This window comes from Pseudoalteromonas shioyasakiensis (genome assembly GCF_019134595.1).
GTDB lineage: Bacteria > Pseudomonadota > Gammaproteobacteria > Enterobacterales > Alteromonadaceae > Pseudoalteromonas > Pseudoalteromonas shioyasakiensis_A.
This window is the reverse complement of record NZ_CP077770.1, coordinates 1,010,964-1,025,768: the sequence shown is the minus strand read 5'-3', so window position 1 is coordinate 1,025,768 and position 14,805 is coordinate 1,010,964. Positions and strand designations below refer to the sequence as shown.

The following is a 14,805-nucleotide window of genomic DNA, read 5'->3' as shown; positions in this document are numbered from 1 at the left end:
TTATTGCTCTGCTACTTCGCTGTTTGCTTCACTAAAATCACCACCAAGGGCAATATGTAAGTTGATTCTGTTGATAATTAATTGGTTTTTAAGTTCGATTACCGAACTTTGCGCATTGAACGAACGGTCTTGTGCATCGAGTACCGTGGTGTAGGTAACCAAGCCACTTTGATATTGTTCAAACGCTAATGCCTCTGCGGTAATGGCATTTTCTTGCGCTTCTAAGGTTTTTTCATAGCGTACTTTAAGCGCTTGCTCTTGACTGATGGCTGTTTCAACGTCGTTAAAGGCATCGTAAAGTGTGGCAAGATACGCCTGCTCTTGGCGCTTAACGTTTAACCTTGCTTGTTCTTCATTGGCTTTTAAGCGACCACCTTCAAAAATTGGCATCGAAATACTACCAATCAGCGACCACGCTAAGCTTGAAGGCGAAAATAAGTCGCTCACTCTATCTGTGCTATCACTAATTGATGCAGAAAGGTTTAAGCTCGGAAAACGCTGTTTATGCGCATAAGCAAGCCCAGCATCGGTACTAAGTAATTGATACCAGCTTGCCATTAACTCAGGTTTACGAGTGATAAGCTCTGAAGGTAAACCAAGTGGAATAGCATTATCGAGTAGTGGTAAATCTGCGCTAACGCTTAACGCGCCAGTTGGGTATTGGCCTGTTAAACGCTCTAAATCGCGAATCGATTTAGTTAACGTTGCTTGCTGCGCCGCAATGTTCGAGCGCTCGGTATTTAGCTCATTACGAGCAAGGTAAACATCAAGCGATTCATTTAAACCTTGGCGATAACCTGACTCAATAATATCTAAATTTTTCTCAGCGTTTTGCTCACGCTGCTTATATAGCTCAAGTAATTTGTGATTCGTAATAACATCAAACCAACTCGCTACCACATCAGCAACCAATTGTTGTTTACTTTGCGCAAATGTGGCTTTTTCAGCTAGGTATTCAAGATTTGCTTGTCGTTCTGAGGCCGACAATTTGCCCCATAAATCAACTTCGTAGCTTAATTCTAATGATGCTGAGCTGGCGTTGTTATAACTAACAGGGCGGTTATCTTTACTTCGGCTCGCACGTGTTGATAAATCAAGGCTTGGCCATAAATCAGCCCCAGCCGCAATAAGCTGCTGCTCTTTAATCGCGACATCGTAACCCGCTTGTAAAATGGCTTGGTTATGGGCTAATGCTTGCTCAACTAAAGTAAAAACTTGAGGGTCGTGTAATTGCTGCAACCAGTTATCTTTAACAGCAAGCACCTTGTCGCCAGAAGGAAGTTGCTGCCATGCACTTGGTACACTCTCAAGCTCAGCAACTCGTTCATTGTGAGTCGGCTGGCTCGCACATGCACTTAGCAAAATTACACTTAAAGCCAATAAACTCGGCTTGTATTGCCAATTCATTCTAAAAACCTGAAAAACATCTATTTATGAGTGTAATTCAAGCACCACGTTAAGTTTTGCTCAACTGACTTTACATAACATTACACTGCATGACATTTGGGGGCGATGAACGGTAGGAAAATGGGGGTAAGTTGCAAACTATCAGCTATCAGCTATCAGCTATCAGCTATCAGCTATCAGCTATCAGCTATCAGCTATCAGCTATCAGCTATCAGCTATCAGCTATCAGCTATCAGCTATCAGCTATCAGCTATCAGCTATCAGCTATCAGCTATCAGCTATCAGAACTTTGACCTAGCTTCTCTCTTTTACAAGAGTTTATTAGCGTGTAATAAATTTACATATACGGGTGAGCATTTATCTGAAACTGAGTGTAGGCACTTTTCAATCTGACTTCTAACCACTGATATCTAATAACTCTTTTTTCGGCGTTAAAACGCCTCCTACACCTCGTATCTCGGGCCTCGAAACTCGTACCTTTACTCTTTCCCCTTTCTAACTTGCTAACTTTTTCATCTGATAGCTGACGGCTGAAAGCTGATAGCTCTTTAAATTTCACGCCTACGTGATGTTAAATCATGATTTGGAGGGGACAGAAACAAAAAAGCCTCGCGATTGCGAGGCTTTGAATCAATGGTGCCCAGAGGCGGAATCGAACCACCGACACGAGGATTTTCAATCCTCTGCTCTACCGACTGAGCTATCTGGGCAAAATTTAGTTTTATGCAGAATATCCACAAGGATTTTCAATGCAATTCCCGATGGCTCTACCGAATGAGCTATCTGGGCAAAACAATTAGCTAAATGCTAACTATTAAATAAATGGTGCCGACTATCCGAGTTGAACGGATGACCTACTGATTACAAGTCAGTTGCTCTACCAACTGAGCTAAGTCGGCACACCAAACCTGTGTGCGTTTAGCACTTAATCACGTTGTGATTATAAATAATGGTGCCCAGAGGCGGAATCGAACCACCGACACGAGGATTTTCAATCCTCTGCTCTACCGACTGAGCTATCTGGGCATAACAAAAAGCTAGAAGCTTGATGTTTAAATAAATGGTGCCGACTATCCGAGTTGAACGGATGACCTACTGATTACAAGTCAGTTGCTCTACCAACTGAGCTAAGTCGGCACACTAAAATCGTGTGCGTTGTGCACTATAATCACTTTAAAAGAGATTATCAAATAATGGTGCCCAGAGGCGGAATCGAACCACCGACACGAGGATTTTCAATCCTCTGCTCTACCGACTGAGCTATCTGGGCAAAATAAATGGTGCCGACTATCCGAGTTGAACGGATGACCTACTGATTACAAGTCAGTTGCTCTACCAACTGAGCTAAGTCGGCACACTAAATCTGTGTGCTATGCACGATACTGATGTTTAAAGCATAAATTAAACACCAATATATTAAATAATGGTGCCCAGAGGCGGAATCGAACCACCGACACGAGGATTTTCAATCCTCTGCTCTACCGACTGAGCTATCTGGGCGTGCGGCGTATTAAACGGGTTTTGCCTTCTCAAGTCAACTTTTTTTTGAGGATTCTAACTGTTTGCACAGTTTTCAATCAAGATTGCTGTTTTTAATAGTTTTTAGCTTATTTAATCGGCAAGTTTATCCATTTGAGTTGACCCTCATCATAAAAGAGTTACCTATGTTAAAAACGTGGTGAATTTTTCTTCATTGATGGTAGGATTACCTAATAATAAGAATACGCTCTCTATCGCTGTTTAAATTTTGTTGGATAAAAAAATGCCAAGTAAATCGAATTCACCAGTAAAAGGCTTATTACCGCTTTTTATTATCACGAACCTTGTCATCGCCCTGCTTGCGGTTGTTTCTTACTCTTTTTATCCAACCAGTAATACACCACAAAAGATAGAACAGCCTCAATTAACAGCTCAACAGCTTTCAACTCAACTCACATCCCCACTTGTTAGCGCATTGACTATGCCTGGCCAAGATAAAGTAAAGGAAGTTTTAGATTTAGCATTACTTCTTGAAAGTGGCTTTGATTACTACTTATATAGATACGAATTCAATGGTAACGTTTCACTGGTTTATGCTAATAACAAAGCGCTCATAGAACCAAGTAAAGTAACCCAGCAACTAGAACAAAGCTCACTTATTCACACCGTTCTAGAATTTAATGATCAACCTGTTGGCGAGCTTATTGTAAAACAACACCCAATTGAGCAGCCAATAGCAGAATCATCAATAGTTTCAATCGGCCTTGCTGTTTTAACTCTTCTAGCCTTAATTATTTTATCCTTTGCGCTAAGTATTTTTATTAATAAACGATTTAGCAAAAGCAGTAACTCTTTGAGCAAAGAACTAAGGGCAATTACAGAAAATGCAGATTACCAATCCCATGTTACCGAAGAATTAGACTTTGGATTAAGCTCTGTAGCCAAACATATCAATTTGCTACTCAACAAAGTGCAATCAGCCATTACAGAAAACAAAGCTGCACAGGCTGATTTACAGAAGCTTCAAAGCGGTCTAGAAAATGAAGTACATAATCGAACAATCGCACTTGAGCAAGCAACTTTGAAAGCCGAGCAGGCAAACGAAACTAAAACGACTTTCTTAGCAACCATGAGCCATGAAATTCGTACCCCTATGAACGGGGTTATCGGCACTATTGACTTACTTCGCCAAACTGAGCTTGATGGTGCACAGCACAGATTAAGTACAATTATTCGTGATTCTGCATTTTCTTTATTAGGCATATTAGATGACATTCTCGACTTTTCGAAAATCGAAGCGGGTAAATTAAACATCGATAATATTCCTTTCTCAGTGTCAGACACCATTGAAGAAGTCGCTCGCGTTTTATCATCTGTTGCCAAAAAGCGTGACCTTGAATTAGAGCTCGCTATTGCGCCAGATATTCCGACCAATTTGATTGGTGATACAGTGCGTGTGCGTCAAGTACTTTACAACCTATGCAGTAATGCAATTAAGTTCACCAGTACAGACGAAAAACATAAAGGCTTTGTAAGGATCTCAGTAGAGGTAGCCCAAAACACCACTGATCACTACACCTTACGTTTTAGCGTATTAGATAACGGTAAAGGTATGACGCAAGCGCAGCTTCGTGAAATCTTTAATCCATTCATTCAGGCAGAAGGCTCTATCACCCGTGAATATGGCGGAACAGGTTTAGGTTTATCGATTTGTAAAAGCTTAACAGAGCTAATGCTAGGCACCATTTCTGTAACAAGTGACTTAGGTATTGGTAGTGAATTTGTTGTCGAATTGCCTTTTAGTACACAAGGTAAAGTGGAATATGCCCATAAACAGGTAATGAAAAGCCAACGGGTTGTTGTTGTAACTAACCACGATGGTCGTAAAAAGATACTAACTCGTTATCTATCATTTATGGGAGCAACGCCTATTATTGCTGACAGCAGCGATTTAATAGAAGCTGAGCAAGATAAAAAAGATATAATTTGGGTGTTAGATGGTATCGAAAGCATGGAAGATATTAACTATATCTTGCGCCGTCTACTGTACACTCTAGAAGACAATAAACAACAAGTTATAGTGCTTAGTAAGCTCGATGAAGCAGCTATTAATCATAAGAATATTTTCTACCTAAATGCATCACCGCTTTGTAAGTCTAACTTTATGATGTCGCTACTTGTGGCAGCCGGTTTACACAAGCCAAAACAGATTACCTCTACTAAGTCATTTAACGACTACCTGAGCGTCGATAAAGCCCGCGAAGAAAACAAATTAGTATTACTTGTTGAAGACAATGTACTAAATCAGCAAGTGTTAACCGATCAGCTCCACCTATTAGGTTACGGTGTTGAATTGGCTGAAAATGGTGAAAAAGGCCTAGAAGCTTGGCGAGAAGGTAAACACTCAATTATCCTTACCGACTTACATATGCCAAAAATGTCTGGCTACGATATGGTCGAAAAAATTCGTAATGAGGCCTCGCAGCTTGAAGATATTAATGCTCAACCTTATGTGATTGCTATCACCGCCAATGCCCTTAAAGGTGAAAAAGAGCGCTGTTTAAGCATAGGAATGAATGATTACATCACCAAGCCAGTTGAACTAAATGTACTAGAAGCAACATTGCATAAGTGTGCTTACAAAACCAATCCTGAAGCAACTAAGCTCGAAGTTAAAAGACCAGCAGCACCAATTGATATGAATCAACTGGCTGATTATGTCGGTAATGACGAAAATAAGAAATTACGCTTCTTTAAAATGTACTTAGAGCAAAGCAATCAGCTAAGTAAAGAAGTCAACAATGGTGTTATCGAGCAAGATGTAGAAGCGATTACATCAGCTTGCCATCAGCTCAAGTCAATCTCAAAAACGATTGGTGCAATGAAAGTTGCGGAACTAGCAGCTGAATTTGAGGAGCGTTGCAAAGATAAAGAACAACCACCTACGAGTGATGATTTAATTGAACTGCGTGATAGTTATGAAATTGAATACTCTAAAGTAGCACAGTTCTTAAAAGAACAAATTAAAAAAGCCGAACAAGAAAACGAAAATTAAAAAAGGGCCTATTGGCCCTTTTTACATTTAATATCTTTGCTTACTTTTCTGGTGGACGGTAGCCTTCGATTTCCACGTCTTTACCTTCAAATAAGAAACCGACCATTTGCTCCTCTAAAAAAGCACGGTGCTCTGGGTCCATCATGTTCAGGTGTTTTTCGTTGATCAGCATTGTTTGCTTGTGTTGCCATTGGCCCCACGCTTCTTTACTGATGTTGTTGAAAATCTTTTCACCAAGCTCACCTGGGTATAGTTGGAAGCCTAAGCCTTCAGCTTCTTTTTGTAACTTTTGACAAAATACTGTACGTGCCATAATTGCTCTCTACTCTTATTGCGTGATGCTATTGTAATCTATTGCGCTTAATTGTTTAACCAGCTTTTTCGTTGGGGCTGCAAGGCCAACCTCAACTGACTCATCAAGCGGATACCAAACTAGTTGTCGTTCATTAATGAGATCTGGAATGCTCGGCAAGGTTAAAACATGCGGGTTGATGGTTAGCTCAAAATGCGAAAACACATGGGTAAAGGCCTCAAGTGCCTGCGTACTGTTTGATAAACCATGCTGGGCTAAAAATGTTTCTAGCTCAGTTAATTCGCTAAACTCGAAAAAGCCAAACAAACCACCCCATATCCCTGAGCTTGGGCGCTTTTCCATAAGTACTTTATTGTCGCAGGCCAGTATAAGCTGATGACATGACTTTTTCGGCACAGCCTTTTTCGGCTTTGAATGCGGGAACTCTTTTACTTTACCTTCTTTAAAAGCAAGGCATTTACTATTTAAAGGGCAAGGCTCACAATCGAATTTACTTCGCGAACAAAGGCTTGCACCTAAATCCATCATGGCCTGATTAAACTCAGTGACCGACTCTTTAGGCGTTAATTGCGATGATAATGACCAAAGTTGATTTTCGACCTTTTTCACCCCATACCAGCCTTCAACCATAAAAAAGCGTGCTAATACGCGTTTAACATTACCGTCTAAAATTGGATGGTGTTGGCCAAGCGATAAAGACAAGATAGCCCCTGCAGTTGAACGACCAATACCCGGCAAGTCCATCACCTCTTCAAGCGTGGTTGGAAATTTACCTTGGTATTTATCACGCACTATTTTTGCCGTTTTATGTAAGTTGCGCGCACGGGCGTAATAGCCAAGCCCAGTCCAATGGTGTAGCACCTGATCTTCATCCGCATTAGCAAGCGCGATGATGTCAGGAAAGCTTTGCATAAACTTTTCAAAGTATGGAATAACAGTCACTACTTGGGTCTGCTGTAGCATAACCTCAGAGATCCATACCTTATAAGGTGTTTTATTTAACTGCCATGGCAGAGTTTTACGGCCATGAAGGTGATACCAGTCAACCACTTGATTTGCAAACCAGGTTGACTCCTTATTGCTTAAATTCAAAATAACATCTTTACTTGCTGAAGCTCATTGCGGCCAAGTCTATTGCAGTTAGTTAGGCCAAGCAAGCCGAAGAGGCTCTGCTCTGTCTAAATTGCTCTCATATAGACGTAATATTAATCTCGAAAGATAAACAGGTTCTGACTATTGTACTCAAGGCGCAGGTCAGGGATAATACGCAACCTTTTTCTATAGTCAGTATTTTAATCAGGCCAAAATATATGAGTGACTCAAGCAACCCAAACCTCGAGCAAGCAAAGCAAGAGGGTAAATATATCCGCACGATTCGTAGTTTCGTTAAGCGCGAAGGTCGCCTAACAAAAGGCCAAGCGGCAGCCATCGAGAAGTGTTGGCCAACTATGGGCCTTGAGCACAAAAATGGCATGCTAAACCTAGCTGAAGTGTTTGGTAACGATAACGATGTGGTACTAGAAATCGGTTTTGGTATGGGTAAATCGCTAGTTGAAATGGCTAAAAACGCACCAGAACTTAACTTCATCGGTATTGAAGTTCACCGCCCAGGTGTAGGTGCTTGTTTAATGGATGCCGATGAAGCGGGTGTAACGAACTTACGCGTATTCGAACATGATGCGGTTGAAGTGCTTTCTGATTGTATTGCCGATGAAAGCTTATCTAAGCTGCAATTATTTTTCCCTGATCCATGGCATAAAAAACGTCACCATAAGCGTCGTATCGTACAACCAGAGTTTGCACAAAAGTTACGCAGCAAGTTAAAAATTGGCGGTGTTTTCCATATGGCGACTGACTGGGAAAATTATGCAGAGCATATGCTTGAAGTAATGCAAGTGGCTGAAGGTTACAAAAACCAATCAGAAACTAACGATTACGTTCCTCGCCCAGATTCACGTCCACTGACAAAATTTGAGCAGCGCGGTCACCGTTTAGGTCACGGCGTATGGGATCTAATGTTCGAGCGTACTAAGTAATAAAAGGTAAAAGCAGCATGAGTAAGTTAGCCAACCCAAGTTTATTATTGCTTCGTAATGAAGACGAACTTGTTGGGCAATCGATTTTAGTGGTTAACTTTGAGCAAGATGGCTTTTTACGCGAACTTAAAGCGCTAAATCCCGACGCAAAAATTACTGCGTTCAGTTATAACCACGCAAATGCCATGTATGCCAGCAAAATAGCAGGTATACATGCAGTGGTTGATCACACTATTCCAAATGGTAACTACGATTTAGTTATCTACTATTACCCAAAAGCGAAGCCAGAAGCACAAATGTGCCTTGATAACATTCGTGCTGTTTGTCATCAAGATGTACAACTATTTGTGGTAGGTGAAAATAAAAGCGGTGTTAAATCAGCAGAGAAACAACTAAAAGACCACTGTGGTTTTAGTAACAAAATCGATAGTGCCAAGCATTGTATTCTGTACTTATTCTCTGAGCTTACCCTAAACGATAACTTTGCTATCAGCCGCTACCACAAACAATTCCAAGTGAAAGCGGGCGATCTTGAATTTACTGCGATCAGTGTACCAGGCGTATTTAACCACGGTGCGCTTGATGTGGGCACTGCGGTACTTCTAAATAATGCGCCAACTATTAGCAAAGGTAAAGTACTCGACTTTGCTTGTGGCGCAGGCATTATTGCTACTTACTTAGGTTTAAAGCAGCCTGAACTTGAATTTGTATGTAGCGATGTCAGTGCTCTTGCAACTTACGCCACTGAGCAAACACTTGCGCTCAATAACCTTAAAGGCCAAGCGGTTTTGAGTGATGGCTTAACTGATATTAATGGTAAATTTGATCTAATTATCAGTAACCCGCCGTTCCATACGGGTATTGCCACAGATTACACTATTGCCGAAGCATTTCTTAGCTCAGCAAAGCAACACTTGAGCAAGCAAGGTAAATTGACCATAGTTGCAAACAGCTTCTTAAAATACCCACCCATTTTAGAAGCACAATTTGGCCAATACAGCACAGATTTCAAAAATACTAAATTTGCCGTTTACTCAGCTAAATAAAAGTTGAGTAAATAGCTTATTCTTAGCAAAAATATTTTTTAAAATATTTAGTTACTTTCAAATGTCTTTGCTAGACTAAACTCTTACTAATAACAAAAATTCTGGCCTTCTATAGCGCATGCCGATATTTTCGACACAAACAAGTATTCGTAAAGCGTTGACCAATGCGGTAATGCTAGTCACTGCGTTATGCTTGTCTTTGTCTATTTCTATTTCGACCTACCTAGATGTAAAAGAGCAAAAAGCGCTGATTGTCGATAAAATCTCTATTTTATCGAAAATAATTGCCTACAACGCCCAAATCACCGTGCTGTTTGATGATAACGAAACCGAATCTGAGCGCTTAAAATCATTTGAATCTGTGCCGCTTATTAAAAACATCCATATTTATTCAATCGATGAGTTATCAAACGAGCCGGTGTTTTTTAGTAGTTTTAATGCCAACCGAACACCACCAGTCCCTATTAAAGTTGGCAGCATAGATAACCTATTAGAGCCACGCTTTAAAGATAAAGATATAGAGCTAATAACGCCTATCGTATACGAAGGTGATACCATAGGTTATGTCTACGTTCGTGGCGGCTTAGATAGGTTAAACCAATATATTAATCGTAAGATTATCATTGATATTTTACTAACCCTGTTCGTTTTAGTATTGGTTTATTTTGTTGCTCGACGTATTCAAAAGCGTATTGCAAACCCCATCGATGAGTTAAGTAATCTGCTACAAGACGTGTCGAAAAACCATAAATACGAAACACGCGCGCAAAAAAACAATATTGACGAAATAAACCAACTTGCAGGCAGCTTAAATATCATGCTCGCGCGCACTCAAAAACAAATTGAGCGCCACGAAAAAGACAAACAAGAAATCAAACAGCTTAACCAAAGCCTTGAAGAGAAAGTAAACCAACGCACAATCGCCTTACGTGAGGCTAACCAAGAGCTGCTCAATACCCTTGAGCGAATGCACCAATACCAAAACCAAATCGTCGAAAACGAGAAAATGGCATCACTAGGGCAAATGGTTGCAGGTGTTGCTCATGAGGTTAACACGCCTATTGGGTTGGGTATTACAGGCTCAACCTTGCTGCGCGACAAGCTGGCAGAAATTCACACGCAGTTTGAACAAAAAACTTTAACTTCAGCACACTTAAAACGCTTTATTAATGACGGCATTGAAAACCTCGATCTTATTTATCGCAATCTTAACCGTGCAGCAGAGCTCGTATCTAGCTTTAAGAAAGTGGCCGTTAATCAAGATGTCGAGGTCACCACCAAAATCAACTTAAATAATCTATTAAGCGATGTGGTGATGTCGATGCGCTCAGAAATTCAATACCGTAACCCTAAAATTACAATTAACTGTAGCAATGAGGTTAGTATTGAAACCAAATCGGGGCCGTTACAACAAGTGTTACAACAGCTATTAAGTAACTCAGTGATCCATGCATTTAGTGATGAGCAAAATAACGAAATCACCTTTAATGTTGAGCGCAACGAAAGTAGCTTGAGTATTCACTACTTCGATAACGGTATTGGTGTTGAGAAATCAATTCGCAAACGTATTTTCGACCCATTTGTAACCACAAAACGTGGCGAAGGTGGCAGTGGTTTGGGCATGCACCTAGTTTATAACTTAGTGACTCAAGCACTTGGCGGTAGCATCGTATACGATGAACTGGCTGACGAAGGGGCTCACTTTATTATTACTCTGCCATTGCAAGAAGGTGCAGCGTAATGAGATTAGTAAGTTGTATCTTATTAGCTTTGCTTGTTGTATTTCCCGCATTTGCCAAATCACCTGATCAAGTAAAATCGGCATTTTTGTATCAAATTGCTAAGTTCACTAAATTTAATGGCCAAGTGAACCCTCCCCCTATTTCATTTTGTTTTTATGACTTAGATAAAGGCCCTGGGGCGTTCCTTAAAGATAGAAATGAACTGCAAATTAACAAAAAACCAATTAACGTTATATTAGTGAAAAAAACCCAGCAAATTTCTGAACTTTCTCAAGTTTGTGATATCACATACATTGATGAAACATTAGAAAATGATATACTTCCACTTTGGACCGATACAATTTCATTGGATACTTTAACCATAGGTGAAAGTATCAGCTTTTTAGAAAATGGCGGTATAGCCTCTCTGGTTCAAGAAGGAAATAAAATCCGACTGTATATCAATAAGCAGCACGTATTGCAGCATAACTTTAAAGTGCAATCTCGATTGTTAGCTATGGCTAAGTTTTATCCAAATTGATTTACTTGTTAACAATTGGATCTAATCCTATAATCTCTAGTATTCGGTTTTGCTTGATAATACCGAATTTTTGTAAATAAAATTTCCGAAAAGGTTAATATACAATGCAAACGCCAGTCATTCTGATCGTAGAGGATGAAGACGTAACTCGACTAAACCTCGTTAGTTTATTTGAAGCTGAAGGTTACAAAGTTATTGAAGCCATTGATGGCGATGATATGCATGACAAGCTTACAAATAATGATGATGTGAACCTTGTAGTTATGGACATCAACCTGCCAGGTAAAAACGGGCTAATTTTAGCGCGTGAATTACGTCAAAAACGTAACGTTGGTTTAATTTTCTTAACAGGTCGTGACAACGACGTTGATCGCATTTTAGGTCTTGAAATTGGTGCTGATGACTACATCACAAAACCATTCAACCCTCGCGAATTAACTATTCGTGCTCGTAACCTTATTTCGCGCACAGCCCTTGGTGGCGAAGAAGCGAATATCGAAACAAATGGTGTTATCACATTTAACGGTTGGGAACTTGATGAAAATAGCCGTTGTTTAACATCTCCAAGCGGCGACGCTAAACGTTTACCTAAAGGTGAATACCGCGCGCTACGCTTAATGCTTGACTCACCGGGCCGTATCTTTAGCCGTGAGCAATTAATCAAGCACATGACCGGCCGTGAGCTTCGCGCTAACGACCGTACTGTAGACGTAACAATTCGTCGTATCAGAAAACACTTTGAAAGCGACAACAGCACATCTGAGCTGATCAGCACCATCCATGGTGAAGGCTATCGTTTCATTGGTAAAATCGACAGCTAATTAGAATTAATCTTCTAACTGTTGTAAGAATAATTGGAGGGCGTCACGCCCTTCATTTATTTTAACTGCTAGTTCATCAAGCCACTGTTGTAATTCTTCACTATTTTCTTCAAGCGCGCCGTGCTCCATCTTCTTAGCATGTAATTGCACATCATTTAAGCCTACAGAGCCAGCTGCACCTTTTAATTTATGCGCCACCGATTTGTATTCTTCTCTATCATCTGCCGCTAACGCATCGGCCAGCTCAGTTTGATACTGAGGGTTTAACTTATTAAATAACTCACAGCTGCGATTAAAGATAACCAGCCCCATAGAGCCTACAAAGTCTTCTATGGTTTCTATATCGAGCAGCTCAATGCGAATCCCCGATAAGTCTTTTTCTGTCACGGCTTTGATTGGCTCAGGCTGACAGTTTTGTTGCTGCTTAATATCAAATAGCTCGCCAAGCATTTTATCGAGTTTAGTGGTGTTGATAGGCTTAGCGAGTGCACCTTGAATATTAATACCAGCAAGCTCTTCTTCGGCGCTACGTACGTTAGCGGTCAAGGCAACAATTGGTAAGCTATCAAAGTGTTCATCGTCACGAATTTGACGAGCAACTTCATCACCATTGATATCTGGTAATTGCATATCAAGTAAAACTAGGTCTAAGTCATCTTCTGTGTAGACAAACGAAAGCGCATCTTCACCAGTTTCAGCCCAAATAACTTCGTGGCCACGCTGCTCAAGTAAGTTGGTAGCAATTTCAGCATTTAGCGGCACATCTTCCACTAAAAGAATGTTTAAGCTGCGTACCGCATAACTTTTCTCGGTAGGCGCAATACAAAGCTTAAGCGGTATTTCAACAACAAAAACACTGCCCTCACCTTCAGTACTGCTGACATTAATTTCACCTTTCATTGCGCTAACAAGTGCTTTTGTTACCGCAAGGCCGATACCAGAACCAATAGCATTGGTGCCGTTGATATCCGGTGCTTTGTAGTACATGTCAAAAATACGATGCAGCTGCTCTTGTGGAATACCTTGCCCCGTGTCGCTCACACGCATCACTAACCACGGACCATCGGCACGATTCTCACGGCGGCATTCAAGCTCTACATGGCCTTGCTGAGTGAACTTAACGGCATTGTTGATAAGGTTCCAAACAACTTGGCGTAAACGGGTCGGATCAAGAGACGCGTAAACATCCAGTGTGCCTTTGCGTTTAATATTGAACTCAAGGCTCTTTTGTTCAGCAATTAAGCCTGCAAAATTCACTACGTCATTAATAAAGTCGGCCACATTGACTGAATCAGCAACAATATCGAGCTGTTCACGGTCAATTTTATCCAAGTCGATAATATCGTTAAAAATATTGCCAAGGGTTTCAGCACTCGAAAATACCGTGTTACACCAGCTACGTTGCTGTTTATCAAGTTCAGTATCAAGTAGCATGCGGGTTAAACCCACAATACCGTTAAGCGGCGTTCTTAATTCATGGCTTAAAGTTGCAATGAACTTACCTTTATCTTTATAAGCTGCTTCAAGGGCTTGCGCGGCTTCTTTACGACTGGTGATATCACGGCCAAAGGCAAGCAAACCAATGTACTCACCTTTTTCATTAATAAAGGGTAACTTACGCATTTCAAACCAGCGCTTTTCACCATCAACGGGGTATTCAACGTCAAGTGTCAGAGCTTGATGGGTTTGAGATACTTTTTTGTCGGTGCGCAGTACTTCTGGTAAATAATCACTTGGGTAGATTTCTTCGACACTCTTACCGATTAGCTCATCGCTGCTTTTACCTATCACTTGTTCAAACATTTTATTACAGCCAGCAAATACACCATTGTTATCGCGGTAATAAAATAAATCGGGAGATGAATCGACAATAGAGCGCAATAACATGCCTTGTTGCGCAAGTTCTTGTTGAGTTTTCTTACGCTCGGCGATTTCGCGTCTGAGTTCTTCTATTGCTCTGTGTTTAGCATGAAACGCCATTTTACGCTCATCAATCTCTTCGTTTAAGCGACTGATATTGTCTTTTAGCGTTTGGTTGAGTAGTTTTTCTTGTTTGGTTGCGCTATCTAGGTAGCTATAAGAAGCTTCTAATTGGCGAATTGAGTTAAGCAGTACAGTTATTAAAATCGGCGATACCACCGCAGTGAAGAACATCACCGCTAAAACATCAACTAAAGTTACCGTACCAACTGCTACATAATAAAACATGCACGATAAGATCAGCGACATGACCAATAATAAGGCATAACAGGCGGCGGCAGTTTTAAACTCACCGTACTTAGAAATAAAGCTTGAGAGAGTGCGAGCCCACGGACTCAAAGAAGAATCAATCATATATAAAGCTTAGGCACATAATCGAAAAAAAACAGCATAGCTAATTTTATCA

11 protein-coding genes and 7 tRNA genes are annotated in these 14,805 nt (G+C 40.6%); 7 read left to right on the top strand and 11 right to left on the bottom strand.

Annotated elements, in window-relative coordinates:
• Nucleotides 1–1,407 carry an efflux transporter outer membrane subunit gene (locus tag KQP93_RS04855; protein ID WP_217876101.1) on the bottom strand — a complete coding sequence of 469 codons (1,407 nt, stop codon included), beginning with the start codon at nucleotides 1,405–1,407 and terminating at the stop codon, nucleotides 1–3.
• Between the two features lie 131 nt (nucleotides 1,408–1,538).
• Here KQP93_RS04855 and KQP93_RS04850 point away from each other — a divergent pair, with 131 nt between their 5' ends.
• Nucleotides 1,539–1,700 carry a hypothetical protein gene (locus KQP93_RS04850; RefSeq protein WP_217876100.1) on the top strand — a complete coding sequence of 54 codons (162 nt, stop codon included), beginning with the start codon at nucleotides 1,539–1,541 and terminating at the stop codon, nucleotides 1,698–1,700.
• A gap of 341 nt (nucleotides 1,701–2,041) precedes the next feature.
• Here the strand turns inward: KQP93_RS04850 and KQP93_RS04845 are convergent.
• The 7 genes from KQP93_RS04845 to KQP93_RS04815 form a co-directional block, all read right to left on the bottom strand.
• Nucleotides 2,042–2,117, bottom strand: a tRNA-Phe gene (locus KQP93_RS04845).
• Between the two features lie 113 nt (nucleotides 2,118–2,230).
• A tRNA-Thr gene (locus KQP93_RS04840) sits at nucleotides 2,231–2,306 on the bottom strand.
• Between the two features lie 51 nt (nucleotides 2,307–2,357).
• Nucleotides 2,358–2,433 (bottom strand) — tRNA-Phe (locus KQP93_RS04835).
• Between the two features lie 35 nt (nucleotides 2,434–2,468).
• Nucleotides 2,469–2,544 (bottom strand) — tRNA-Thr (locus tag KQP93_RS04830).
• 57 nt (nucleotides 2,545–2,601) lie between these two features.
• A tRNA-Phe gene (locus tag KQP93_RS04825) sits at nucleotides 2,602–2,677 on the bottom strand.
• Nucleotides 2,678–2,685: 8 nt separating this feature from the next.
• Nucleotides 2,686–2,761, bottom strand: a tRNA-Thr gene (locus tag KQP93_RS04820).
• A gap of 70 nt (nucleotides 2,762–2,831) precedes the next feature.
• A tRNA-Phe gene (locus tag KQP93_RS04815) sits at nucleotides 2,832–2,907 on the bottom strand.
• A 262-nt stretch (nucleotides 2,908–3,169) separates the two neighbouring features.
• Here KQP93_RS04815 and KQP93_RS04810 point away from each other — a divergent pair.
• Entirely contained in the window at nucleotides 3,170–5,941 is a 2,772-nt protein-coding gene (locus KQP93_RS04810) for a hybrid sensor histidine kinase/response regulator (RefSeq protein WP_217876099.1), read from the top strand.
• Nucleotides 5,942–5,981: 40 nt separating this feature from the next.
• Here the strand turns inward: KQP93_RS04810 and KQP93_RS04805 are convergent, their stop codons facing one another.
• Nucleotides 5,982–6,254 carry an oxidative damage protection protein gene (locus KQP93_RS04805; RefSeq protein WP_036970432.1) on the bottom strand — a complete coding sequence of 91 codons (273 nt, stop codon included), beginning with the start codon at nucleotides 6,252–6,254 and terminating at the stop codon, nucleotides 5,982–5,984.
• Between the two features lie 15 nt (nucleotides 6,255–6,269).
• On the bottom strand, nucleotides 6,270–7,346 hold the full coding sequence (mutY, locus tag KQP93_RS04800; RefSeq protein ID WP_440590106.1) for an A/G-specific adenine glycosylase: 1,077 nt from the start codon (nucleotides 7,344–7,346) through the stop codon (nucleotides 6,270–6,272).
• Between the two features lie 218 nt (nucleotides 7,347–7,564).
• On the opposite strand from mutY, the gene trmB reads away from it, so the two are divergent.
• The 5 genes from trmB (at nucleotide 7,565) to arcA (ending at nucleotide 12,419) form a co-directional block, all read left to right on the top strand.
• Entirely contained in the window at nucleotides 7,565–8,290 is a 726-nt protein-coding gene (trmB, locus tag KQP93_RS04795; RefSeq protein ID WP_217876098.1) for a tRNA (guanosine(46)-N7)-methyltransferase TrmB, read from the top strand.
• Nucleotides 8,291–8,307: 17 nt separating this feature from the next.
• A complete protein-coding gene (locus tag KQP93_RS04790) occupies nucleotides 8,308–9,336 on the top strand; it encodes a methyltransferase (RefSeq protein ID WP_217876097.1) in 1,029 nt (342 codons plus the stop codon).
• 118 nt (nucleotides 9,337–9,454) lie between these two features.
• On the top strand, nucleotides 9,455–11,077 hold the full coding sequence (locus KQP93_RS04785; RefSeq protein WP_217876096.1) for an ATP-binding protein: 1,623 nt from the start codon (nucleotides 9,455–9,457) through the stop codon (nucleotides 11,075–11,077).
• The gene (locus KQP93_RS04780; RefSeq protein ID WP_217876095.1) at nucleotides 11,077–11,598 is read left to right on the top strand and encodes a YfiR family protein; all 522 of its coding nucleotides are present in this window, start codon (nucleotides 11,077–11,079) and stop codon (nucleotides 11,596–11,598) included. The genes KQP93_RS04785 and KQP93_RS04780 overlap by 1 nt, the downstream gene beginning before the upstream one ends.
• A gap of 104 nt (nucleotides 11,599–11,702) precedes the next feature.
• Nucleotides 11,703–12,419 carry a two-component system response regulator ArcA gene (arcA, locus tag KQP93_RS04775; protein WP_054551295.1) on the top strand — a complete coding sequence of 239 codons (717 nt, stop codon included), beginning with the start codon at nucleotides 11,703–11,705 and terminating at the stop codon, nucleotides 12,417–12,419.
• A gap of 6 nt (nucleotides 12,420–12,425) precedes the next feature.
• On the opposite strand, the gene arcB is transcribed toward arcA, so the two are convergent.
• Complete coding sequence (gene arcB / locus KQP93_RS04770) at nucleotides 12,426–14,753, bottom strand: aerobic respiration two-component sensor histidine kinase ArcB (RefSeq protein ID WP_217876093.1); 2,328 nt, start codon at nucleotides 14,751–14,753, stop codon at nucleotides 12,426–12,428.
• Nucleotides 14,754–14,805: the final 52 nt, after the last annotated feature.